Origin of the sequence: Paraniabella aurantiaca, assembly GCF_050309965.1 — a bacterium.
In the GTDB taxonomy this organism is placed as follows: domain Bacteria; phylum Bacteroidota; class Bacteroidia; order Chitinophagales; family Chitinophagaceae; genus Niabella.
The window spans coordinates 566,272-589,251 of record NZ_JBLOSY010000001.1; the positions used below are offsets into that span (position 1 = coordinate 566,272).

The 22,980-nt window shown below is 41.9% G+C and carries 24 protein-coding genes; 16 read left to right on the forward strand and 8 right to left on the reverse strand.

Going from position 1 to position 22,980, the window contains the following annotated elements; all coding sequences use genetic code 11:
• The first annotated feature begins 11 nt into the window (after positions 1-11).
• Together ACLOAU_RS02495 and ACLOAU_RS02500 are read left to right on the forward strand one after the other, a co-directional pair.
• Positions 12-1,376, forward strand: coding sequence for a RagB/SusD family nutrient uptake outer membrane protein (locus ACLOAU_RS02495; protein WP_427860247.1), 1,365 nt, complete (start codon positions 12-14; stop codon positions 1,374-1,376).
• Positions 1,369-1,968 carry a TlpA family protein disulfide reductase gene (locus ACLOAU_RS02500; RefSeq protein ID WP_427860249.1) on the forward strand — a complete coding sequence of 200 codons (600 nt, stop codon included), beginning with the start codon at positions 1,369-1,371 and terminating at the stop codon, positions 1,966-1,968. Before ACLOAU_RS02495 ends, ACLOAU_RS02500 begins: the two co-directional genes overlap by 8 nt.
• Positions 1,969-2,020: 52 nt before the next feature.
• On the opposite strand, the gene ACLOAU_RS02505 is transcribed toward ACLOAU_RS02500, so the two are convergent.
• Both ACLOAU_RS02505 and ACLOAU_RS02510 read right to left on the reverse strand, forming a co-directional pair.
• On the reverse strand, positions 2,021-2,359 hold the full coding sequence (locus ACLOAU_RS02505) for a hypothetical protein (protein WP_427860250.1): 339 nt from the start codon (positions 2,357-2,359) through the stop codon (positions 2,021-2,023).
• A 323-nt stretch (positions 2,360-2,682) separates the two neighbouring features.
• Positions 2,683-2,829, reverse strand: a complete 147-nt coding sequence (locus tag ACLOAU_RS02510; protein ID WP_427860251.1) for a hypothetical protein — start codon at positions 2,827-2,829, stop codon at positions 2,683-2,685.
• Between the two features lie 73 nt (positions 2,830-2,902).
• Here ACLOAU_RS02510 and ACLOAU_RS02515 point away from each other — a divergent pair, with 73 nt between their 5' ends.
• From ACLOAU_RS02515 to ACLOAU_RS02580, 14 genes are all read left to right on the forward strand, one after another.
• Positions 2,903-3,949 (forward strand): sensor histidine kinase, encoded by a 1,047-nt coding sequence (locus tag ACLOAU_RS02515; protein WP_427860252.1) that lies wholly within the window; start codon positions 2,903-2,905, stop codon positions 3,947-3,949.
• The gene (locus ACLOAU_RS02520; protein WP_427860253.1) at positions 3,946-4,644 is read left to right on the forward strand and encodes a LytR/AlgR family response regulator transcription factor; all 699 of its coding nucleotides are present in this window, start codon (positions 3,946-3,948) and stop codon (positions 4,642-4,644) included. Before ACLOAU_RS02515 ends, ACLOAU_RS02520 begins: the two co-directional genes overlap by 4 nt.
• Before the next feature lie 28 nt (positions 4,645-4,672).
• A complete protein-coding gene (locus ACLOAU_RS02525; RefSeq protein WP_427860254.1) occupies positions 4,673-5,380 on the forward strand; it encodes a LytR/AlgR family response regulator transcription factor in 708 nt (235 codons plus the stop codon).
• Positions 5,381-5,570: 190 nt separating this feature from the next.
• Positions 5,571-6,302 carry a LytR/AlgR family response regulator transcription factor gene (locus ACLOAU_RS02530; protein WP_427860255.1) on the forward strand — a complete coding sequence of 244 codons (732 nt, stop codon included), beginning with the start codon at positions 5,571-5,573 and terminating at the stop codon, positions 6,300-6,302.
• 1,057 nt (positions 6,303-7,359) lie between these two features.
• Positions 7,360-7,626, forward strand: coding sequence for a hypothetical protein (locus ACLOAU_RS02535; protein ID WP_427860256.1), 267 nt, complete (start codon positions 7,360-7,362; stop codon positions 7,624-7,626).
• Between the two features lie 84 nt (positions 7,627-7,710).
• A complete protein-coding gene (locus tag ACLOAU_RS02540) occupies positions 7,711-7,968 on the forward strand; it encodes a hypothetical protein (protein WP_427860257.1) in 258 nt (85 codons plus the stop codon).
• Between the two features lie 76 nt (positions 7,969-8,044).
• Positions 8,045-9,115 (forward strand): hypothetical protein, encoded by a 1,071-nt coding sequence (locus tag ACLOAU_RS02545; protein WP_427860258.1) that lies wholly within the window; start codon positions 8,045-8,047, stop codon positions 9,113-9,115.
• A gap of 6 nt (positions 9,116-9,121) precedes the next feature.
• Complete coding sequence (locus ACLOAU_RS02550) at positions 9,122-10,039, forward strand: ATP-grasp domain-containing protein (protein ID WP_427860259.1); 918 nt, start codon at positions 9,122-9,124, stop codon at positions 10,037-10,039.
• Positions 10,040-10,224: 185 nt separating this feature from the next.
• Positions 10,225-11,295, forward strand: coding sequence for a grasp-with-spasm system SPASM domain peptide maturase (gwsS, locus tag ACLOAU_RS02555; RefSeq protein ID WP_427860260.1), 1,071 nt, complete (start codon positions 10,225-10,227; stop codon positions 11,293-11,295).
• Between the two features lie 2 nt (positions 11,296-11,297).
• Positions 11,298-12,362, forward strand: coding sequence for a hypothetical protein (locus ACLOAU_RS02560; protein ID WP_427860261.1), 1,065 nt, complete (start codon positions 11,298-11,300; stop codon positions 12,360-12,362).
• Positions 12,363-12,657: 295 nt separating this feature from the next.
• The gene (locus ACLOAU_RS02565; RefSeq protein ID WP_427860262.1) at positions 12,658-15,480 is read left to right on the forward strand and encodes a lantibiotic dehydratase; all 2,823 of its coding nucleotides are present in this window, start codon (positions 12,658-12,660) and stop codon (positions 15,478-15,480) included.
• A gap of 153 nt (positions 15,481-15,633) precedes the next feature.
• On the forward strand, positions 15,634-16,887 hold the full coding sequence (locus ACLOAU_RS02570) for a hypothetical protein (RefSeq protein ID WP_427860263.1): 1,254 nt from the start codon (positions 15,634-15,636) through the stop codon (positions 16,885-16,887).
• Between the two features lie 182 nt (positions 16,888-17,069).
• The gene (locus ACLOAU_RS02575; RefSeq protein WP_427860264.1) at positions 17,070-17,915 is read left to right on the forward strand and encodes a DUF6597 domain-containing transcriptional factor; all 846 of its coding nucleotides are present in this window, start codon (positions 17,070-17,072) and stop codon (positions 17,913-17,915) included.
• Positions 17,916-18,017: 102 nt separating this feature from the next.
• Positions 18,018-18,212 (forward strand): hypothetical protein, encoded by a 195-nt coding sequence (locus ACLOAU_RS02580; protein ID WP_427860265.1) that lies wholly within the window; start codon positions 18,018-18,020, stop codon positions 18,210-18,212.
• A 19-nt stretch (positions 18,213-18,231) separates the two neighbouring features.
• On the opposite strand, the gene ACLOAU_RS02585 is transcribed toward ACLOAU_RS02580, so the two are convergent.
• From ACLOAU_RS02585 to ACLOAU_RS02610, 6 genes are all read right to left on the reverse strand, one after another.
• Positions 18,232-19,146, reverse strand: coding sequence for a helix-turn-helix domain-containing protein (locus ACLOAU_RS02585; RefSeq protein WP_427860266.1), 915 nt, complete (start codon positions 19,144-19,146; stop codon positions 18,232-18,234).
• A 34-nt stretch (positions 19,147-19,180) separates the two neighbouring features.
• Entirely contained in the window at positions 19,181-19,957 is a 777-nt protein-coding gene (locus ACLOAU_RS02590) for an alpha/beta fold hydrolase (RefSeq protein WP_427860268.1), read from the reverse strand.
• Between the two features lie 48 nt (positions 19,958-20,005).
• Positions 20,006-20,812 carry an SDR family oxidoreductase gene (locus ACLOAU_RS02595; protein ID WP_427860269.1) on the reverse strand — a complete coding sequence of 269 codons (807 nt, stop codon included), beginning with the start codon at positions 20,810-20,812 and terminating at the stop codon, positions 20,006-20,008.
• 22 nt (positions 20,813-20,834) lie between these two features.
• Positions 20,835-21,671 (reverse strand): SDR family oxidoreductase, encoded by an 837-nt coding sequence (locus tag ACLOAU_RS02600; RefSeq protein WP_427860270.1) that lies wholly within the window; start codon positions 21,669-21,671, stop codon positions 20,835-20,837.
• 128 nt (positions 21,672-21,799) lie between these two features.
• Positions 21,800-22,522 carry an SDR family oxidoreductase gene (locus tag ACLOAU_RS02605; protein ID WP_427860271.1) on the reverse strand — a complete coding sequence of 241 codons (723 nt, stop codon included), beginning with the start codon at positions 22,520-22,522 and terminating at the stop codon, positions 21,800-21,802.
• Between the two features lie 36 nt (positions 22,523-22,558).
• A complete protein-coding gene (locus tag ACLOAU_RS02610; RefSeq protein ID WP_427860272.1) occupies positions 22,559-22,882 on the reverse strand; it encodes a hypothetical protein in 324 nt (107 codons plus the stop codon).
• Positions 22,883-22,980 lie beyond the last annotated feature (98 nt).

A 22,980-nucleotide genomic window follows, 5' to 3' on the forward strand; every position in this document is an offset into this window, starting at 1 on the left:
AAAAGCGAATTATGAAATTTACTGGTATAACATCATTATTGTTCGGGATGGTTTTATCAAGTTCGTGCAGCAAATTTCTCGACATACAACCACCAACCGATACTGCAGAAACTGATAAGATTTTCAAGAACGAAAGCACTGCTCTCTCGGCCATAAAGGGTTTATATACGCAGGTTAGGGGATCGAGCACAGCTATTTTGAATGGAGGGCTCAGTTTTTACCCCGGGGTAGGCAGCGACGAACTATATAACCCTTCTAATTTATCTACTCTGCAGGCATTTTATACCAATGGGCTTTTGAGTGACAACATAACTACGGGGTCAATGTGGTTGAATTCTTATCAATTTATTTATACGGCAAACTTGATTCTTGAAGCCCTTAATAACTCGACGTCTATTGATAGTGGGCCTAAAGCTGGTTTCAGAGGCGAAATGCTGTATATGCGCGGCCTGGTGTATTTCTACCTCGTAAACCTTTTTGGAGATGTACCTCTCGTTATATCTTCTGACTACATCGGAAATTCAACGATCCCTCGTACGTCAACTACCACTGTATATAATCGAGTACTCGATGATCTACTCGAATCTCAAAGGTTACTTCTGCCTTCTAACGGCTCATTGCCAAATACACGAATAAGCTACATGGCTACCACGGCTTTGCTGTCGCGGGTGCAATTATTTATCGGTCAATGGGAGCAAGCCGAAAAGAATGCTACTATCGTTATCGGTTCTGGGAAATACAGATTAGAGCCTGATTTGAACAAAGTATTCTTAAGTTCCTCGCCCGAGTCTATTTTTCAAATTAGTAAAGTTAACACGAACACGAGCGAAGGCGGGGCGTTCATCCCTTCAACTTCTACTGCTCTTCCTGTTTATGCGGCGACCGAATACCTAATGAATAGCTTCGGTTTGAGCGATGGCCGTAGGTTAAATTGGCTCAAAGCCAACACCATCGCGGGAAAGCAATATTATTATCCCTTTAAGTACAAAGTGAGAAGTAGTACGACTACTACAGAGTTCAATATTGTTCAACGCCTCGCTGAAATTTACCTTATCAGGGCAGAGGCATTTGCCCGCCAAAACAAGAAAGAACAAGCAGAGTTCGATTTGAACCTAGTCAGAAATAGGGCAGGACTAGAAAGCTATGTGGCGTCTAATTCTACGCAGCTTTTAGATTCCATTATGGTTGAGCGACAACGTGAGCTCTTCTCGGAATGGGGGCATCGATGGTTTGATTTGAAAAGGACGAAAAGGGCAAATGTCGTATTAGCAGAGAGAAAGGCGCCTAATTGGCAACCTACTGATAGCTTATATCCCATACCTGCGTCGGAAATAATCTACAATCCCTTACTTACACAAAATCCAGGATATGAATAAAAAGAATTTAGCTGTATCTACGTCCCTGTGCATCGTCATCTTGACAACTTTCATTGGGCACGCGCAAAAAAGCTCATCATTAGTGTATCCACAAGTCGGCAAACAATGTCCAGATTTTGAGTTCACAGATGTTCGTCACTTTGAAAAAAAGGAAGTGCGGCTGTCGGATTTTCGGGGTAAGTGGCTTGTGCTTGATTTTTGGCATCGGTACTGTTACTATTGCTTGCAGAGCCAGCCACATATTGATAGCCTTCAACGAAAATTTGGCGAACGAGTTCAATTTCTATTGGTAGGATACAGTGGATCTAAGTATCGGGATCGATCAGATTATAAGGAAATTGTTTCTTTGTATGAAAGAAATAGGATAGCTTATAACCTTGTACTTCCCATCGCTTACGATTCGGTTGTATCGGAAAAATTTGATATTGGGCCAACACCTTACATTGTGGTGATCGATCCGCAAGGGCTTGTGCGAGCGATTACTTATAAGATTTCTGAGCAGAACATTGTAGATCTCTTATCTGATAAGAATGTAGATGTACCAAGAGCCTACAGGAGAGCTGAAGCAAAAGAAAAAAACAAAAAAGATTAGGAACAATAAGTGTATTAATGGAACGGGCAGCAGCCCGTTCCATTGAAGTGGGTTAGTTGCTCCTTGTGATATTTTCGGTCGCATTGCCTAAATTTTCACTGGAGATCGGCAAGGTTTGCTGCGATTGGAATCCAACTTTGCAAAGCTTTGCTTCTCCCTGCGGGCAATCTCCTTCCATTTCGGAGCGCTCACCTTGTTCGGGAGTGGTGCCGTTGGGCACATATCCATCCTGGTGAGAGCCGTCATAAACTACATCATACCAGTAAAGTGATTGACCACTTTTGTTTGTTGATTGGGTTTCTGTGGGCTTGGACTCGGATTTGGGAGTACCTGCAACAGATACAACAGCAAATCCCATCATCAGGGCGGCGGAAAAGAGAATCTTTTTCATAAGTTAAAAATGTTTGGGATGTTTAAAAGTTAGGAATAATGGTGCCACACGCACAATGCGCGCATGTTTTGTGAAGAAATATGGGGCTGATAAGTGCATTCCACAGTTGTGCATTCCCTGCACCGGTGTAGCAATTGGTATTTCATGGTGGATACATATTACTCAGGTTGCATTATTGGCTAATATTTTTTAATTTGTAGGCAACCAAAACACCTCCATTATGCACTTTCAAGTTTTTCAATTCCTTAGCCAGCTTTCGTGAAGCTCGTAGCACATAAAATCAGAAGGTAAACAATGCCGGATTGCTCCGGCAATGGGATTTACTAAGCCGGCCGTCCCAGGCAATGGATGGTGGAAGTGGCAGTAGCTGTTGTTACTGACTTATCTCCTTCTGCCTTGTTTTTCCCTTTGCTTTTGAAAACAAATAGTACACGGGTTTGAAGCTTCTTGTTTGATTGTAATGTGCTCATAATGTGGTATTGTTTAATAAAAACGAATATACTTATGCCCATGCCCCAGATGCAAATTTTTGGTACACACGACATGAAATTCAGTACAAACGACACGAAATCGGGTACGCACGACAAAATATGGGGTACTGCTACGGTTAAAGTTGTATCAATGCACGCTCTTGCCATTATTTTGTTTGTAGGGCTCGAAATGGCAATGCTGGCTTGCATGCAAATTAATCCGCTAATGGTGGATACACTTTTAACCTACCTCGTATATTTCGCGGCATTTTATCTTAATGCATATTTCCTGTACCCACGCATTAGCGAGCGAAAACCTGTATATGTGCTATTATTAATTGTCGCTCTTGCATTACAATACACATTGGTGCTCCTAGTAAATATCTGCGCAAGTACTATTAAATTCACAGAAGTAGATGCCGCTAAAGCGTACGCATTCCACGTAAAGAGCATTTACAGGCTCATGTGTTTTTACCTTTATAGCCTTGGCCTGTATTTCGCGCTACGAAGCATTAAAAAAGCAAAGGAAAACGCAGCACTGGCAACAGCGCGCCTGGAGCTGGAAAACGCCTACCTCAGAGCGCAGATCAACCCGCACCTGCTTTTTAATACCTTAAACTTCGTTTACGCTTCCATTACCGCCAACGACCAAAGTGCCGGGCCAGCAGTGCTAAAGCTGGCTCAAATTATGGAGTATGCTCTTAAACCTGTAGGTACAGATGGTAAGGGCTTGCTCGCCGATGAACTGCATTATCTGGAGGAGTATATATCCCTCAACCGGCTAAGGTTGGGTAACCGCATGCAGCTACAGTACAATATTGATCAGCCACCCGAAGAGCTTCGTGTTCCACCGCTTCTACTCATTACCCTTGTCGAAAATGTGTTTAAGCATGGCGTAGTTACGGATGCTAAATGCCCCGCTCAGATATTCATCAGCTTCACCGCGGGTACAATGATGTTTAAATCAAGCAATGCCCCGCAAGGTGAGCCTGCTACAGTTAGCATGGGCATGGGACTTGACAATGTAAAAAAAAGGCTAGGCAACTACTATGATAGCTATTCGCTTACCACTAAGGATGTTGAAGGCGACTTTATTGTTGAACTAATTATTGCTCTATGAACCGGAGATGTGTTATTATAGATGATGACCCTATTGCAATTACCCTGGTGGAAAAAGCCATTGTTGCTACCACCGGATTAACGCTCTTGGCCTGCAGTACCGATCCAGTAGCGGCATATAACGAAATAGCCAGCGGTGCCATAGTTACTGATATTGTTTTCATGGATGTAGATATGCCTAATATTAACGGAATGCAGTTGGCATCTTTGATAAAGCCCTACGCTGTTGTAATTTTTGTAACAGGGCATCCGCAATATAGCCTTGAAGCCTTTGATAAGGATGTTGCCGATTTTTTACTTAAACCTTTTACCTACGAGCGGTTTGTAAAGGCCGTACAGCGGGCTGAAGCCCTTTTGTCTCAGCCGAAAGACTTCTTCTTTGTAAAGGTGAAGAGCAAGATGCAGAAGATATACAAAAGCCAAATTATCTATGTGGAGAGCAAAAGAAATAGTATTTGCTTTCTCCTTAAGGAAAATAGAGTTTATGAAACGCTAGGGAATATGGAAGAAATGATGGTTACCCTGGGAAACAAAGATTTTATGCGCGTGCATCAATCCTTCATCGTTAACCTCGCCGCCATAGAAAGTCTAGAAGGCAACATGCTGGCTTTAGAAGGAAAGAAAGAAGTACCAATTGGGCGCACATATAAAGAAGCGGTGATGGAATACATCAACCGACACCTGCCCCGAAAATAGATCAAAGTAAAATGCTATCACCCCTACAATGAATGTTAGTACCTTTATAGTAAGCAAAGACCCACCAAGCATAGCTGCCCTAACGCGTCTCGTAAAGCGCACCTCAGGCGTACATCTTTCCGGCCACTCGGCAGACGGAGCTACAGCTTTTAGTAAAATAATTGCCGGTCAACTTGATGCCAATATGCTACTGCTGGATATTGACACGTCTGGATTGGACTACCAGTCTCTCTGCCGACAAATACCTGCCCATATCCCTTTTGTCTTTGTTACAAGTGTAACCAGCCACGCAGCTGATGCTTACGCGCTTGGCGCCGCAGATTACTTGCTTAAACCTGTCAACGCAGAAAGGTTCCTAAAGGCCTTACAAAAAGTACGTCTGCAGCTTAGCGCTACCGCGGACAGAGCTGTTCCCGCTGATATAATGATCAAAACACGCGCTGGCTGCTACGAGCGAGTTGTATTATCGCAACTGGTATGGATTGAAGTGTATGATAAACATCTTTCGTTATACTGTATGGATCGCAGCACCCGCTTGGTAATTACCCGTTCGATGACAGATTTAGAAAAAGAGCTGCCGCCGGTAATGTTCATGCGTATACACAAGTCATATATTGTCAACCTAAATTACATAAAGGGCTTGGCACACCATGCAGTACAACTTACCACTGGCACTACGCTGCATGTAGGCAGAAACTATGCAGAGGAATTATACCGACGGCTCAATATTAGCTAGTGACATGGATAGCCTTTTACTAAAACTTACTGAGGTAAAAAAATATAAGTCGTGAACAGGTACATTTGCGTCGTGAAATTGATGTTTGAGGCATAAAAAGCCTGGAGCGGGAAAAATGTGGAAATACTTGTTTTTTCTTTTGCGAAATTTGCGGGTATAGTTGTAAAATAACCAGTAGTCGGCTAATCACATGCTCTTTAACACACCGTTTAAAAAGATTAACTGTTACATCGCATCACAAGATGATGGCATTGTCAACCGGTTCGCACAGCTGATCAATACAGTGCCTGAGCTTAGGTTAATGGTTGCCGGGCAAGATGTGAATGATACCTTAGAAGGGTTACGCACTGGCCGTTTGAGGGCCGGTATATTATTTACGTGCATCAATGAGCTAAGCAGCATTGATATTGCTTCCCTTCATGAAATATGCCAGCATACCGCAGTTATTATGATAGGTGGCAGCGAGCAGGTAAATAAACCAGCGCTCGATGCCGGTGCTATTAACTACTTGCCCCGCGCAGTATCTGAGGCTCGATTTGCTAACTATATCCAGTTAGCAGAAAGGTGGTTATTAGATATTAATGAAAAGAAAGCAAACTACATCGACGCAATTTTCCTTAGGGAATCGATCAACCAGGTATCAAGGGTAAAGCTGGCTGAGATTCTGTGGGTAAAAGCGGATCAGGCTGGAACAGTTTGTCATACTGTTCACGGCCTTACCCTAAAAGGTACAAGTTCGATGAACAAAGTGGAGGCGGCTTTGCCGGAAGATCAGCTTGTTCGGATTCACCAATGTTATATTGTAAACCTTGCTTACATCGAAATGGTTGGTGAAAATGAACTGACTGTAGAGGGCGGAAGGAAATTGCCCATAGGTGATTCTTACAAAGACAATCTACTTGAAAGGCTGGTTATACTATAAACCGCCTTTAGTTTTTGGGAACATCCATAAGGTAATGTACGTGCTGAATGCACTTCTATCAGCAGGTGATTGTCTGAAATAATCGCAGGTTTTTGCCTTTGTATATCACCAAAATGTTTCTCACTTTTGCCTCCACGAGACCAAATATCCGTTTTACTGCTAATTGGTTTTTGTGATCCTAATGAAAAAAATCTAAGTTTGTCGTCCTGGTTGATTTATCAGCTAGCAACAGACCAAAATATATGTTTAGCGTTTAGCTATACGAAGCTGCTATTTAAATGTCGAAACTTTAAAATTCCCGCAGCCGAGTAACAAGCTAAACGTCCACGATAGCATCGTGGGCGTTTTAGCGTTGCTTGCGGGAAGGGCCTTCGACAGCCTAAATAGCAAGTGATGTGAAAAGCGCCCACGATGCTTTTTTGTGCCCCTATGTTACCGAAACTAACGTCTGATATTACTTTTAAAAAGCTTCCTATGCTGGCGACTATCAAGTATTCAATTTTTTGGGGTGTTTATAGTGTCCAAGTCCATCCGGATTTGGTTGTTTGGTTGCCTGAGAATCCCTTCGCCTGATGGTGGAGGGTTCTCTTTTCACTACATCGGGTATGTCAGGATAAAACGCTGGTTTTTACCTGTAGGAAATTCGAGAAATACTTCGAAAATTCGCATCCCTCCAGTGATGGCATTTCATTTTGACATTATCTAAAAAACTGATAAATATGTTTTGACAATTTATTTAGAAAAGGTACGTTTGTTATAGATAAGTTACCACCCAGGTAAATTAAAACATCAACATAACGATGGAAAAATTTTAAACCAGCGTTAGTCGATTTGAGAGATAACATCAATCCTCTAATAGCCAATAACTATGATGTTCTTTCTAAAATGGCTAAAAGCGTAAAGCTTTTTACTCTTATAAATAATTGCTCCGAGGGAGCCACAAGTTTGTATTTCGGCCGAATACAGAACAGGTCACGCCTATCACTGTATAAACATGGGTGAACGCTGATAACTCTCTACAGCGATAAGAGAAGAGAATCTATAAACAATCAATTTTATGAAATTAGAAAGCATGAAAATGGCAAAGTTTGCGCCATTGAATAACGACCAGATGACTATTGTAACAGGCGGTGCTGACACTGGTGCCGGAAGGGAAGAGATGGGTACCTATTCAATCAACACACCCTGTGAGGGATCTGGCACGGGTACTACTTATTATAGCCAAACCATGACGAAGATCCGTACATGGACCTCAGATGCTATGGTTGACGGAAGGATGTGCTACTGGGGAGAAGGTTATGGATGGGTTGAGGCTAATCACTAAACATTCGAGGTTGACACCTTACCATTTTTTAACGGTGTCCGTTATTCCCGATGACGGTATCACAGGGACTAAAAAAACCTTTATATGAAATTAGAAAGCTTAAAGGGGGCTAAATTTAAACCACTTTCAAGTACTCAAATGTGTAAAGTAAGGGGTGGTGATGCTGGTATAACAAGCGGTGCCAGCAATGAACAAGCTGGAACGCCAATGTGGAACGATGCTGCTGGATGTTATATCGTCCGTACCCGGTTCTGGACCGCAGATAGCTTTAAAGACGGCGTTTGGTGTTATGAAAATGAGCGCTACGGCGACGTATATACACCTACGCTACCTCCACGTTAGTTGCTGAATCAATGGATTGTCTATTCCCTGAGAGTAGACAATCCATTCTTAATTTACTATTCACAACATAATCTATATGAACCGTGTGACCGTATTGCTTTGTCTTTTGACTATCTTAGTAGCTATTCAAGTTAAGGGATTTGGAGCAGAAAATTATAATCAGGAGATCAATATGGCCGAATTGGCCGTAACTAAGGCAGATTATAGAAATGCTGACGTACATTTCGATATAGCTTTTGCATTAAATAAGCAACCCTTATTAAAAGATATTGAAAATGCTCTGGTTGTCTCTATCTACCTAAACAAGAACGAAAAGGCATTTAAATATGCATACGACCTCGCCTCACTAGGTGTCGGGGCGCCTTATTTCGAAAAGAAGTTTATTTATGCCAAACTTAAAGCGGAACCCGGGTGGAATTCGCTGATCAGGAAAGCCCAAAATGAGAAACTAAGGATAGAGAACGTAAATTTTGCATTATTATCAGAGTTGAAAAGAATGGCCTTAGATTACGACAAAATTATGGCTACCCCAATCTTGAACTTGGGTCCTGAAAGTCTTAAGGACTTGAACAACTCAAAAAGGGAGATTGAGAAAAGACTGCTGAATATGTTTAATGAGGTTGGCTACTTATCGCCTTACAAAATCGGGGCAAGTATAGAGCATGATACCGTTATCACCGATCCTATCTTCAGTAATATAATTAAAATGCATTATTGCGATCTGGCGTCCCGCCAGTTCTATTTCATCGATCAAGACGCGCTTGGAGACTTTCTTCTGGTAGCAAACAGTCAAGGACTAGTCGATTTTGCTTATCTACAAAAGGTTTTGACTAATAAAAAAATCCAGGAACTTGGACTCCCTAGCATTGTAACATCAGGTTGCTTTTACTACGCCTGTAATTTCAACAACCAATCATTCGATCAGACAAATGAAAAAAGAAGAAAGTCGGGTCTGGAGCCTATCGGCGATTACGTTGAAAAACTAAAATTCAATATTTTCAATCCCTACAATGCTTTTTCTATAGGGCCTGACATAAATTCACGCAGACCAAATTGTTTTGTTTCTGCGGTACCTAACCCATTTCCAGGTTGTCAGCTGGTTTGTGCAATCCCAGGTTGTACGGACAGTCGCGAACTTAAAAATTGATACTATATGGTTATCGTTCACAGCAGGCAAAGGGATGATACAACTGTGGAAATTATCGAATGGCTTCAGGCAATGGGAAAATCCTTTTTCCGAGTGAATACCCTTGCAGATTTGGAGTTCTTGCAAAATGCCGTAAAAAATCAGGAAGTGAAGTCTGTTTATCTTAACGGAAGTGGGATGATGCAACGGCATCTGAAAACAGACGAGGCTATACTAGATTTTCAATTTAGCGAATACATCGCTAAAGAAGCGGAAGCTGTTTGGTACAATATCTTTTCAGAAAGTCTAGCAGGCATCAAGAGGTTTGGTCAAGTACCTATGTCTCAGGCTATCGTTAATAAGTTGATGATTCTTAGGCTCGCCCGCTCTTTAAAGTTTAATGTCCCCGATTACGAAATAGTCTATCGAAAGGCTAGGTTAGCTGAGCTTCTCAGGGAATGGAACCGAATAATTTGTAAGCCAATGGTGGATGGAATAAGCATTTTTACAGATAGGTACATTATAAGTGGGCAACGAACAGAGGAAATTACAGAAGAACAAATCGGACATTTTAATGATACATTCCCGCCTACTTTCGTGCAAAAGCTGATTGAAAAAGCTTTTGAGGTAAGAGCATTTTACTTTAATGGCAAAATTTATGCTATTGCAATATTTACACAGGCAAACGAATCATCTAAAATTGATGGAAGAGAGATCGATCGTAAAATGCCTCAAAGGCGTGTTCCGTTTAATCTTCCGGACTCTATCCAAGAAGAAGTGGCAGCAATGATTGAGCTCTTAAACATTAACTACGGCTCATTTGATTTTATAGTGTCACCTGATAACACATTTCATTTCCTGGAGGTCAACCCCTTTGGTCAATATGGTTTTCTATCCAAAGCGGGAAACTTTTATATCGAAAAAGAAATCGCAGAATATTTATGAAAATAACCGACCTAGTACCGGAACATTCAATGAAGTTCCTCCCCTTGACTTTCTGGTATTTCAAGCCGCTGGATCGAAGCAAATACATTCTTGTGAACAGGTTTATAGCAATTGAAAAATTCCAAAGCTATAATTGCAATAACTATCCACCAACAAAACCGATTTCAAAAATACTATAGGCTTTTATGGACACAATACCTGCTTTTAAATTGTATGCTAATTGCGTTCCTGTAAAAGGCCATTCAAGGAGCACAATTTGTGATCTCCAAAGAAATAAGGTTCATCTTATCCCTAACGGGTTGTATGATATTTTAGTCGAATTTCAAGGTAGGACCCTTCATGAAATCAAAGAAAATTTTAACCACGAGTACGATGAGGTGCTGGATGAATACTTTGATTTCCTTAAGCAGGAGGATTTAATATTTCACACTCATGCCCCAGAATGGTTTCCTGAGCTTGAAAAGAAATGGAGTTATCCCTTTGAAGTAAAGAGTTGTATCATAGACATTGATCAGAATTGTGCATTAGATTTCCCAAATATTGTAGATCAACTAAACGACCTTAATTGCAAATACTTGCAAATTCGTTGCTATTCAACTTTTCCATTAAGCTTCTTTGTTGCCATACTAAACGAGACAAAAGGCACTACCATTACATCAATTGATTTAATTTTAAAGTTCAGTGAAGAAGTATCAGAACACGAATGGGGAATATTATGTGATAGTTACAAACAAATAACTGGCCTCTCAATACATAGCAGCCCTATTCAAAAAGAAAACGCAACAAATGAATTCGACGTCCCAATAATCTTCTCAACCAAACAAATTCATAATGAAACATGCTGTGGCGTTATAAATGAAGGCTATTTTGTGGCTCATACCGATAACTTTATGGAGTCCCTACAGTATAACTCTTGCTTAAACAGGAAGATCAGTATCGACAGACATGGATACATTAAAAATTGTCCATCCATGCAGCTGGCCTTTGGCAATATAGCCACCAAAACACTACAGCAAGCTCTATCTGAAAATGACTTCAAAAAGTTTTGGAATATTAACAAGGATACAGTTGAGGTTTGCCAAGATTGTGAATTCAGGCACGTATGTACAGATTGCCGGGCGTATATAGATAATCCCCATGAACAACAAAGTAAGCCGTTAAAGTGCGGCTATGATCCCTACAATTGCAAATGGGAGGAATGGAGTAACCATCCCTTAAAAATGGATGCAATTAACTATTATCAAATAGAACATTAATCATGAGAACTACTCTTTTGGCACTTGCAATTTTGTTAGGAAATACAATATCCTGGGCAGGCGTGATCGATTATAAAAAGTATAGTGAGCTAGTTAACCAGGCTGAGCTTAAAATTATCGACTCAAAATATGGCGAAGCGTTGGAAATATACAACCTTGCCTTCGATGTTAAAGAAAACCCCTTTGCGGCTGATCTTTACAACGCCAGTATTTGTGCGGCCTACGTAGGTAAATTAGATGCTTCTATGGCGCTCTGCAAAAAGCTTGCAGTCAAAGGCGTTGGAAGTAATTTCTTTAAAAACGTTTCCGCATATTCAAAGCTGCACAAACACCGCGAATGGAATTCCAATATGATATATGCAAAAAATATGCGGGATTCCATTCTTAGAAAAAACAAGAACATTCTTATGAAAATTGACAGTTTAGTTATCAGAGATCAACTTGTCAATCATGTATGGAGGGAATCCGGAATGGCTACTAAGGAAAGAGACATGATGTACCTAACTGGAGATACTATTTCTCACTGTTTAAAGTCTATGTTTGAAAGTAGGGGATTCTTGTCAGAAGATATTATTGGGCCACCGTTAAATGAAAGTGGGTTATTGAGCACTATGCTTCCGTTTGATGTAATTATGGTGCACAATTATCAAAGCCGTCAAAATGGAGATACAGTGTTTACTCCTAGTTTAAGAAAGGCACTGATTAATGGTGAAATCAGCCCCGATTATTATGCGACGATTCAGGATATGGGTACAAATAATGGATCAAGGCCTTACTACGGCACCGTAAAATTTTATTTTCAGTATAAGTGTAAACTGCTTTTAACCCCTTATAATAAGCAAAGAAAAGAAACCATCGACAGCAACCGAGCAAGTATTGGATTATGTTCCACTGATGACTTATTGAAAAAAGTTGTTTACCGAATTTCTAATCCTGGCACTGAGTTTAAAATAACAGCACAGTTGTCAATCTTAGGAAGCTATGCTGATAAAGAATCAGAAGAGCTAGCATTAAAGGAAAATATAGTGATGGTAGACAATATACCTAATTGTACAAATTTAGAATAGCAAACTTATACTCTGAGAGATGATTAAACTAGCCGTTCTTACTTACTTCGGCTGCTTGAGTGCTAGGTAAAGCCTGTACTAGTACCCGAACTTTTTGTCACTCTAAAATTCTCGGTAAGTATTTTAATCCCTGGTCGCCTCCTTATTTCAATCTAACGCTCGCCTAATCCTAGCGAGGAACTCCGAAGTAAACCTCATTCAGCCGTTTCACGGCATACAGACTACATTTCACGAACTTAATTTCACGACCCCTTTCCGTTCCAGTAAGTTAGCCATGCTACAAAAATCGATGTACATGACAAAGCTGGAATTAAACGACCAGGTGCTTATCCGAACGCCGAGGTTTTCCTTTACCGATCGTCTCTCCGACAAATGGGACGAGTTGAAACTGCTGATTAAAGAAGCTTCGCCAGATCTATATTCTGTGATTAAGAATCTAGATTATCAGTCATTAGTTACGGCAGACGCTAAAGTACGACTGGCCGTTAATAAATATTTTAACCGAGCAAGATTCCGGAGCACGCCCTTTGGTGCATTTGCCACCGTTAGCCTTAACAAGTTTAGTAACACATCGGCCGGGTGTATAGAACTAGCTGAAAAGCCTATTATTCACAGCTTCACGGATTGGACCACTCCAACACCCCAAGATATCGATAGTATTAGTGACACAAAATTGCTATTCTTTGCTAATACCAGCTACTATAGGGTTTTGGATGAACTACGTTTTATCCAAAGGCAGGGTGAAAACTACGTCATGGCTGCCATCGACTTTGATCCGCTTATCATTGACATCCTTGTCTCATGCCAAAAGCCAATATCGTTTTCGGCGCTATTGACAGAGATAAGGTACAAAGTCTCCCAAGTTGATTTGGAAACGTACCTCTCTGAATTGTATGAGGTACAACTTGTGCTGACTAACCGGAGCAGAAATATTATAGGAGAAGATTACTTCAATCGAACACAATCAAAATGCAATCATAATAAGCAATACATTATTGCGGAACGAACCTCCCTAGGTGGTGCCATCAGCAAGCAGCCACTGCACTATTTACCCGAACTGGCTGCAACGCTGCAGAGAATAACATCTGTAAAGGCTTCGCGCAACCTGTTAACATTCAAAAATCAGTTTATTAAAAAATATGAACAGGCAGAAATACCTGTTATGGAAGCCCTCGATCCCGATATCGGTATCGGTTACGGTAATATGGCACAGCATGATAGCGACAAGGCGCTTTCCCCTTTTTTAATTGAAGAGGGCAGCAGCGTCTTAGGGGATGATTATAGTGGGCTACGCGATCGCCTCTTCCGGTCAATGCTTTGCTGTAAAAGGGGAGACGCGATCAACCTGGAATCACTCATACCTGGAGAAGAACCAAGCACCATATTACCCAATACTATCAGCGCCGGTGTAGTAGTTGCAGACGATCAGGTCTTTTTAGAATACATGGGCGGCGCCACCGCCAATAGTATTTTGGGAAGGTTTGCATTGGCTGTACCAGGAATCGGGCAATATTGTAATGAGTTGGCTGAGTGGGAAAAGGCCGCCAACCCCGGTGTTTTGTTCTTTGACGTTGGTTACACTAAAGAAGATGCGGTTGATAATGTAAACCGAAGACCGGCAATTTATGATCTTCAGCTTAACATTCTAAATTACGATACTTCTGCTTCGCCACTTTCAGTTTTTGATTTGACAGTTAGCATACACCGGGATGAAATCATATTACGCTCTCAAACACTTAATACGCGGCTTATGCCAAGATTGGCAACTGCCTATAACTACCAGCGTTCCGATTTACCGCTATTTCGTCTGTTAATGGACATTCAAAACCAGGGACTTTCTACGGCATTGAGCTTCCGTCCGGTCAACCTGATACCGGATTTACCACATTATCCGCGTATACAATTTAAGAATATAATTGTCGCTCCTGCGTGCTGGCAACTTTCGACTCAAATATTCGAAGGAATTAATTCCCAAGCCCCTAAGCTCTCTGTACTTACCAATTATCTTCAAACAACAATTCCCAGCAGATTTTTGAAAACCGGCATAGCGGACCAGACCTTGCTGTTCGACAGCAGGTCGGTTGATGACGTAGCATTGCTATTGTCAATATTGTTGAAGGACCCGAAAGGAAAAATTCATGTTGAAGAAGTGGCATTGCCCGAAAGCCCGGTTGTTATCGACGAACTATCCAGGCCTTATCTGGCACAATTAATTCTAACATTGCAACACGCTGAGCCGGTTGTCGCGCCTCTTACTGTAGTGCAAAGAACCTTTCCATCACTTTCAAAAAGACAGTGGATTCCTCCAGGTCTTGACTGGCTTTACTTTGAAATATACAGTAGCCCTAATATCGCCAATGACCTGTTGGTGCGAAAAATTCGCTATTACCTGGACCAATTTCGGTCAGGCATCGCTAAATGGTTTTTTATTCGCTACAATGAGAATGGGCAACACCTACGGTTGCGCCTGCAAATTGAAGATCTGTCAAGTACAGCCACGATGATCACCGCATTAGCAACAGTTCTCGAACCCGAACTTGAAAGCGGCATTGTCTCAGATATAAAGTTATGTACCTACAAAAAAGAAACACACCGCTATTTGCCCGGCAATATGGGGCAGGTAGAACATCATTTTTATACGGACAGTGAATTTGTGATTTCTATGATTCAATCCATGCTGTCCGACAATCATCGATATCAATTGTGTATGGGACTCTTTGACTGTGTAGCTAACAGTGGGCTCATCGAACCAGCAAACGTTGAGCATCTTATAGGTAAATTGGCAGACAGCTACAACGCTGAACATGTGATAAGACAACCGCAGTTTAAGGCAATCAACAGCCGTTATAAGGCTTTCCGTCAAGAAACGATGCCATCTCTCAATATCAATAGCACCGCACTATATGAAAGAATGAAGCAGTCAATGATAGAAACATTAAACGGGTATCCTAAGCTAGTTAGGCCTAAAATATTTGCTGATCTTATGCATATGCATATAAACAGGCTTTTCGCCACTGAGCAACGGACACATGAAATGGTGTTCTACAACTTCCTGGCACTAGAACGCAAGAACAAAAAATATTCAGGTAAGACCGATAGAGAAACAATGGTTAAATAGTCCAACTGCCGAATTACATTATAAATATTTTACCTGTATATGTAGGTATCTATATTTGCTACAGATTATTAAAGGCTAAACAAAGCAATAAACACCGTGACGTTTTGCAAACCCTAACAAATAACCCTCAAATACAAATCAAAATTTGCAATCATGATGATCAAGAAACTGATGCTACCCTTTATAGGTTGCCTCATGCTGTTAAAATTAAACGCTCAAACAACACTTGTTGCAGGAGATATTGCTTTTACCGGAGTTAATTCAGCTTCAAACACCACCAACGATTTTGTAAATACCCCTCAAAGCGAAAGCAACAGGGAGTTTTGCTTTATTTTATTGAAGCAAGTAACTGCAGGCACGACTATATTTTTTACAGACTATGGTTGGCGAACGGATGCCCAGGCTTTTCAAAGTGCCAATCCTGCTGGTTGCACAACTCCTTCAGGCGCATTAACCGACGGAGTGGTGAGGTGGCAGGCAAACAGTACGCTGCCATACGGTACGCAAATAGTTGTTCGGTGCGTTACGAACCCTAAATCAAACGTCGGCACCGCTACCGGTACTCAAGGTACTTTTAACTCCAGCACTAACTTTGTTACGCTGGCCTCTCCCGGGGAATCTGTTTTCGCGTTTACCGGCAGCTTAGCCACTCCTACACTTCTTAGCGGGATTTGCGCTAGCCCAAACGGATGGGCTACTGCGCTCAATAACTGTGACCTCTCGCCGACGGCGTCGTCGCTTCCCAATGTGTTGAACAATTCACTGAATGGAAACAGGAACTACGCTTTTGCTGTGCTGCCTCCCAATGGATCAGGGTATTGTATGCGATTAAAATCTACAGTGAGGATCAGTACTGACCCGGCAGTTGCCAGGGCAACTATTTACAACGCTTCCAACTGGGAATCTAACAGCGCCTCCACAGCCTACTCGCTTCCCTCAAACAGTGGTAATGTTGTACTTCCGGTGACCTTTGACGAAATTAGCGCGTTTGCCAAAAACAATAGGCTGTCTGTGCAATGGAAGACTACCTCAGAAACGAATTGCAAAGAATATGCTGTAGAAGCTTCTTCAGATGGCAATGACTGGATCAGTATAGGTACTCTGTCTTCAAAAGCTACCAAGGGAAATTCTTCATCCCCCTTGTCTTATGAACTGGCAATTGATCTTTCTCAAATCACTTTTTCTTTTGCGGGGCTGGCAACGTTGCTTCTATTAGCAAGAAGCAGAAGAAAAAACTATAGCATTTTATTTTTGGCAGTGACTGTTACAGTAATATTCGCAGGGTGCGCTAAAGATAATGATCGGGAAACGCTTACCACTTCGTCGAAAATATTCATTCGTATTGCCCAGCAAGATATTGACGGGAAGATTAATTACTCGAAAATCGTCCAGGCGGTTGTCGAATAATATTTACACTTTATCTAGTATTGCTTTTTATTTAAGGTAAGGAATGCTATAACAATATCGTGCTCTGGTCAGTAAAGAACATTGCACTATTGTTGGTCGTAATCTAACTGTGTTAATAATATCTTAGAAATTTTTAAAGCATTGCACAAGCCAATAATTTTAGTTTATCAAAACTGTGGCTTATGCAACCCTATACTTATACGATCTTGCCCGCTTCCCCCAGCTTGAGTGCTTGGGTGGAATCTATTTTCATAATAGATGTCGATCTTAAGAGTTTGTCACTCCCAGCGGTCCTAAAATATCCCTGGTCAGTAACTACTCGAATTTACTTTGTAATCAGTGGTGGGCATCTAATGGTCAAGCAAAACGAGGCTTCAGATTTTAGCGTTTATCCTGAAAATTTCGTGGTTGGCCCACGATTGGAAAATAATATAATAGACCTCGGACCTTATCGCCGAGTGGCAGGCATTACATTCAAACCTGGCGGGCTCTATAGGCTACTTGGTATTCCGATGCAAGAGTTTGCAAAAGAATTAGACTTAAACCTGGTTATTAAGGAAACAAGAGAGCTTTCAGAGCAGCTATTACACGCCCAAAATGATAATGAGGTATTTGGAAAAATAGAAAAGTTCTTATTACGGCGACTACCGGATATCAAGCCAATGACCCCTTTTGATAAAGCTGTTGAAATGCTGGCGGCCAGCAACGGAAGTCTACCGATCAGTAAGGTTGCAGAGTTTGCTTCCTTAAGCATGAGGCAATTCGAAAGAAAGGCAATAGTTAGTTTGGGAGTGTCACCTAAACTATATTCGAGAGTTCTAAGATTTACAAATGCATGGCTCTATAGAGAAGCGCATCCAGATATTTCCTGGTATAGAATCACACATGAATTTGGTTATGCTGACCAGATGCACCTGGTAGATGATTTCAAAATATTTTGCGGAACGACACCAACAGGAATTAGTGAGCAAATTGCTGCTAAAATGCTTACCGGTATCGAAGGAAGACTAAATGTACAAGTTTGTTAGAGAAAAGGTAAAGTATTGGGTGTCGCCTTTTATCTAGGTTCTTCGTATAGGTCAATCCTACCTTTACGTAAGTCTTTCGGGCATTAAATTAACCCAAACCCAATGCAAGTCGATGGTACCCCCGGAGATCAGGCTGTTCCCAAAGGGCAGCCTTTTTGCGTAGTCGTAGACATCCTTATTGAAAAAGGATCCATCACTTATTCCCAACTCAATAAAGATAATTGTATTTTTTACATCTGCAACAGCTCCTCTGATTTCACTGAAACAAGTAGTGACACCAGCGAAATCACTAATTAAAAAGTAGATGGAAGATGACTTAATTAAGCTTTTCTCTAAATGTCAGCGGTGTCATGCCGGTCTTGTTTTTAAACAGTTTATTGAAAGACTGCGGATATTCAAAGCCCAGCTCATAGGCGATTTCTGCTGCGGTGAGTTCTGAATTAGAGAGTTTCTGTTTGGCGACTTCTATTAATTTCGCGTGAATGTGCTGCTGAGTATTAAGGCCGGTAAGACTGCGCAACAAATCACTTAAATACCCGGAGGAAACGTTAAGTTGATCAGAAAAGAACTTTACGGACGGCATTCCGTTTTCCAAAGCCAGTCCAGTGGCATAGTAACTATTCAATAGGGTTTCAAATCGCTCTATCACCGGACTGTTAACGGCTTTTCTTGTTATAAACTGTCGTTTGTAATATCGGTTGCTGTAATTTAAGAGGACTTCTATATAAGAAATCACCAGTTCCTGGCTGGTATCATCAATGGAGGTCTCTAATTCGTCATTAATATCCCCAAACACATGCAGAATTTTGTCTCTTTCTTTTTCAGAAAGATGCAGGGCTTCATTAATATTGTAACTAAAAAATCCATATTTAGTTATCGATTTAAACAAGGGGTGCCCTGCAAAAAAGTCGGGATGAACAAATAAGCTTCGGCCCTGACATCTATCCTCATCAATAATTGACAGTGCCTGGTTGGGGGCAACAAATATCAGCCCACCTTCGTCAAAATCGTAATAACCCTGGCCGTACTTTAGCTTGCCGTGCAAATTACTTTTATACGAAATCATGTAGAAGTCATGAACCAGGTAACGCACTTCATTTGAAGATATTTCATCGTGATTAATCAGTGCAATCAAAGGGTGGGCAGGCTTGGGAACGCCGAGTGCTTTGCATAAATCCGAAATAGATTTATAATATCGTAATTCTTTTTTGGGAACTGACTGATCTATCATAATTCTTTTTTCTGAACCGATAAACGGTTATTAGTTATTTAGATAAAGCCTTTGCTGCGGCATCTATTATATGGGCTACGTCTTCCGGGCGGGAAGCGTATATAGAATGACTTCCGCCTTCAATCTCTACGATCTTTTTTGCTTTCATTCTTCGCGCATAAAAGAGTTCCAGCTCAGGGTTAATGATTCTGTCCGATTTAGCGATCATATACCAGGAGGGCTTTAGCTTCCACGCCGGATTATCAATCAATCCCTGAAAGCAGATATCCGCTGTCGGCATTTGAGCATGGGCCATAAATTTTGCTGTGGGCGCCGGCAAATCAGCAGCAAAGTCTTCGGGAAAGCGTTCTGGATCGATATAGTCATAGCCATCCTCGCCTTTTATCAGTGAAGTGTAGGCCGGAGGATATTTCCGGAAAAGCTCACTTCTTTTTTCGTTGGCTTCGGGAGCATGAGCTGCGATGTACACCAGTCCCGAAACTTTGCTGTTATTACCTGACTGTGATATAATAACACCTCCATAGCTGTGACCCACCAAAACACAAGGGCCGGCCTGCTGATCAATAATCCTGTTTACCTCTGCAATGTCCGTTTCTAAACTTTGTAATTTATGTTGCGTTACCGATACATGGTATCCTTTCTTTATAAGGATGTTATACACAGGTTCCCATCCAGAACCATCTAAAAAGGCTCCGTGCACAAGTACAATGTTTTTGACGGATTCATCAGGATCGGTTTTCCCCGGTGTCAGGGAAAGCAGTATTATCGCGACAGCGATCAGCGCAATGGTTGTGGTTATGCTCTTCATCATGATAACGTTATTTTCAATGATAAATTTAAAAAAATTACGCCGAACGGATTAGTTAACCAGTCCTTTTGCAACACCCTTTCTGAACGCTTCGGCACCCACCTTTAACCTATGTTGGTAGATAGCTATGGCGTCATTTCCCGCAAGATACCTGAGCTGGTCTTTGCCACCGGTGGCAGCCTCATAAACTACCGTGGCAATGGATTCAGCAGATGAGAATTGCAGCGGACTATCAGAATTGCTGAAACCTGCTAAAAACCGGTCAAAATGTTCAGCGTAGGCCTCATGTTTCCCCATATCCAGGGATCTGCTCATGAAATCCGTCGCAATCCCTCCCGGAGCGATCGTTTTCATTTGGATGTTATGTATTGCCAGCTCATACGACATGCTTTCGCTCCAGCCCTCAACCGCCCATTTGGTAGCATGGTAAATTGAGCTAAAAGGGAAAGTCACCAATCCACCTATAGATGTGGTATTTATAATTAACCCGCTTTTCCTTTCCCGCAGATGTGGAAGGAATGCCTGTGTTACTCTGATTACCCCCAATACATTGGTATTGAACTGTCGGGTTATCTGTTCATCCACATATCCCTCCAATGGCCCGGTTAAGCCGTAACCGGCATTATTGAATACAACATCGACGGGGCTGATGGCAGTCGCGGCTTCAACTGTCTTCTGAACGGATTTCCCGTCCGTTACGTCTAATGGCAAAAGGTGCATATTTGCAAGGGGCACAAGCTCTGTTTCTTTTTCAGGTTGACGCATTGTTGCAATTACCTTCCAGCCTTTTTGGGCAAACAATTTTGCTGTAGCTTTTCCCAGGCCGGAGGATGCGCCGGTTATAAAGATGGTTTTCATTTGAATGTTTTATAAAGTGATCTTAAGCATTAGCTGGTGTAAAAATGCTGGTGGTAAACTGTTGATAGGCTTCCTCAGAGGAAGAGCGACGGGCATTTAAGATGGGCTGAATATCCTGGGTCGGAGAATACCGAAGACGGGTACTGTTGTCGGTAGCAGATTCGTAGATCGCGGCCACAACCTTTTCCACGGCATCGGTATCGGAACCTGACGCCATCGATTGGAACATTTTCGCGGTTTGCTCCAGAAAAGGAAGGTAATCATTGATCGGTTGCAATCCTGCACTTTCGCCGCCTACACGGCTAAGGAAACCTGTTTGTGGGGCGCCGCCCGGTTCAATCACTTTTACTTTGATTCCTACAGAAGCCAGTTCGTAACGAAGTCCCTCTGACCACCCTTCCAAGGCAAATTTGGAGGCGCTGTAAATGGATGCCATCGGAAAGCCAATGGCCCCTGCACCCGAGCTTACATTGATGATGACCCCGGATTTGTTTCCACGAAAATGAGGGAGTATGGCCCTGGTTACGTCCATAGCCCCAAATACATTTACCGAAAATTGGTTTTGAATAGCTTCGCGGCCGGCACTCTCAAAAATGCCGAAGAGCCCGTATCCCGCGTTATTTACCAATACATCAATCTTTCCGAAGCGCTTAATACCGGCGTCAATGGCTGACTGTATGGAAGCTGTATCTTCTACATCCAGCCGGGTCACAAAAATGTTTTCCGAATTGCTTAAACCTGATGCTTTGCCGGTATCACGCATCGTGGCGATAACATTCCAGCCATTTTCTGCAAAGAAGTTGGCCGCCGAAGCACCAAACCCCGATGATGTTCCCGTAATCAATACTGTTTTGTTCATGATCTTGATATTTTTATTGTTGGACATTTATTTGTAGGGCAAATGTCCTATGGATACCAAAGCTTCAATGAACCAAAATGCGATAATGATTATCCAAAATGAGGATTACAGTTTTCCCGGGTTATAAATTAGACCAATACAGCGCCCCCATCGATAACTAATGACTGACCCGTGGTATAAGTTTGTTTCATCAGGTAAACAAATGCTTGTGCGATGTCTTCCGGCTTACCCACTCTTTTTAACAGCAGGGTATTTTCCAGGTGCTTGAAAAAGCCTTCCCGGTCGGCATCGTTCATATTACCCCAAAGATTGGTGTCGATAATTCCGGCGGCTATATTGTTTACCCGTATCGGAGCCAGCTCTATCGCCATCGCTTTAGTAAAAGCATCCATTGCACCGCAAATTGTGGCCCCCAAGCTATAACCAGCGGCAGGACGTTGCCCGAAATTGCCGCTCATTAAATTTATGCTTCCGCCTTCGTTGATATGCTGCTTTCCATATTTAATGGCCGCAAAGGCGCCCCAAAAGCGAATGGCAAAAAAATCCTTTGCCTTTTCTATCTCCGTATCATCTACCATACTCATGGATATGTTTTCACCTGCGGTATACACCAGGTGGTCGAAGTTGCCTGTACCGGCAAAGAACGTTTTTATGTTTTCTTCCTTATCAAGGCTAACCGCAAATCCTTTGCTGTTTTCAGGCAAAGTTTCCAATGCTTTGTCAATCCTTTGCTGGTTACTGGATACAATTATCACTTCCGCACCGTCTGCTGCTGCGGCCTGGGCGGTAGCGAACCCTAATCCTGAACTCCCGCCCAATACAATCACTTTCTTATTTGCTAATGTTTTCATTTCAATGTTGCTTTTAATTGTTTTTGAATTAAAATCTCAATATTTAGCTTGTCCTATTTCCAGCCGGTGAAATTTCCCATCTTCGTTGAAACGGAATTTAAAATAGGTTTTAAAATCGCCCCAGGTGTCGCTGTGAAAGCTACCGTAAATATCCAGTCCGTTATTTTCCACCCTGTCAATACTAATAAAGCGTTCATGCCCTATTGCTTCGGTAGAGAATTTCTTAAAATCTCTTGGATGTCCATCGTCCAGGAGCTTGGCGTCAGCAGTAAAAAAGGAAAGCCACATCACCGTGTCTCCTTTTTGCCAGGTTTCAATGGCGGCCTGTACTTTTGTGTTGCTCATTTTTGTAAATTCCATTTCTTTAACAGTTTGATGGTTATGGTTACCGGTCTGCCCGCAGGCTTGTAAAGCACACAGGAGCGTCACCGGTAAGATAAATTTTAAATTATTCCTCA

Bases quoted from the DNA above. Each gene is read 5' to 3' on its own strand.
- ACLOAU_RS02605 (WP_427860271.1), bottom strand. From the start codon at position 22,522: ATGAAAACATTAGCAAATAAGAAAGTGATTGTATTGGGCGGGAGTTCA.
- ACLOAU_RS02525 (WP_427860254.1), top strand. From the start codon at position 4,673: ATGAATGTTAGTACCTTTATAGTAAGCAAAGACCCACCAAGCATAGCT.
- ACLOAU_RS02540 (WP_427860257.1), top strand. From the start codon at position 7,711: ATGAAATTAGAAAGCTTAAAGGGGGCTAAATTTAAACCACTTTCAAGT.
- ACLOAU_RS02580 (WP_427860265.1), top strand. From the start codon at position 18,018: ATGCAAGTCGATGGTACCCCCGGAGATCAGGCTGTTCCCAAAGGGCAG.
- ACLOAU_RS02590 (WP_427860268.1), bottom strand. From the start codon at position 19,957: ATGATGAAGAGCATAACCACAACCATTGCGCTGATCGCTGTCGCGATA.
- gwsS (WP_427860260.1), top strand. From the start codon at position 10,225: ATGGACACAATACCTGCTTTTAAATTGTATGCTAATTGCGTTCCTGTA.
- ACLOAU_RS02565 (WP_427860262.1), top strand. From the start codon at position 12,658: ATGACAAAGCTGGAATTAAACGACCAGGTGCTTATCCGAACGCCGAGG.
- ACLOAU_RS02530 (WP_427860255.1), top strand. From the start codon at position 5,571: ATGCTCTTTAACACACCGTTTAAAAAGATTAACTGTTACATCGCATCA.
- ACLOAU_RS02515 (WP_427860252.1), top strand. From the start codon at position 2,903: ATGAAATTCAGTACAAACGACACGAAATCGGGTACGCACGACAAAATA.
- ACLOAU_RS02595 (WP_427860269.1), bottom strand. From the start codon at position 20,812: ATGAAAACCATCTTTATAACCGGCGCATCCTCCGGCCTGGGAAAAGCT.
- ACLOAU_RS02495 (WP_427860247.1), top strand. From the start codon at position 12: ATGAAATTTACTGGTATAACATCATTATTGTTCGGGATGGTTTTATCA.
- ACLOAU_RS02560 (WP_427860261.1), top strand. From the start codon at position 11,298: ATGAGAACTACTCTTTTGGCACTTGCAATTTTGTTAGGAAATACAATA.
- ACLOAU_RS02550 (WP_427860259.1), top strand. From the start codon at position 9,122: ATGGTTATCGTTCACAGCAGGCAAAGGGATGATACAACTGTGGAAATT.
- ACLOAU_RS02520 (WP_427860253.1), top strand. From the start codon at position 3,946: ATGAACCGGAGATGTGTTATTATAGATGATGACCCTATTGCAATTACC.
- ACLOAU_RS02500 (WP_427860249.1), top strand. From the start codon at position 1,369: ATGAATAAAAAGAATTTAGCTGTATCTACGTCCCTGTGCATCGTCATC.
- ACLOAU_RS02600 (WP_427860270.1), bottom strand. From the start codon at position 21,671: ATGAACAAAACAGTATTGATTACGGGAACATCATCGGGGTTTGGTGCT.
- ACLOAU_RS02570 (WP_427860263.1), top strand. From the start codon at position 15,634: ATGATGATCAAGAAACTGATGCTACCCTTTATAGGTTGCCTCATGCTG.
- ACLOAU_RS02510 (WP_427860251.1), bottom strand. From the start codon at position 2,829: ATGAGCACATTACAATCAAACAAGAAGCTTCAAACCCGTGTACTATTT.
- ACLOAU_RS02545 (WP_427860258.1), top strand. From the start codon at position 8,045: ATGAACCGTGTGACCGTATTGCTTTGTCTTTTGACTATCTTAGTAGCT.
- ACLOAU_RS02575 (WP_427860264.1), top strand. From the start codon at position 17,070: ATGCAACCCTATACTTATACGATCTTGCCCGCTTCCCCCAGCTTGAGT.
- ACLOAU_RS02505 (WP_427860250.1), bottom strand. From the start codon at position 2,359: ATGAAAAAGATTCTCTTTTCCGCCGCCCTGATGATGGGATTTGCTGTT.
- ACLOAU_RS02610 (WP_427860272.1), bottom strand. From the start codon at position 22,882: ATGGAATTTACAAAAATGAGCAACACAAAAGTACAGGCCGCCATTGAA.
- ACLOAU_RS02585 (WP_427860266.1), bottom strand. From the start codon at position 19,146: ATGATAGATCAGTCAGTTCCCAAAAAAGAATTACGATATTATAAATCT.
- ACLOAU_RS02535 (WP_427860256.1), top strand. From the start codon at position 7,360: ATGAAATTAGAAAGCATGAAAATGGCAAAGTTTGCGCCATTGAATAAC.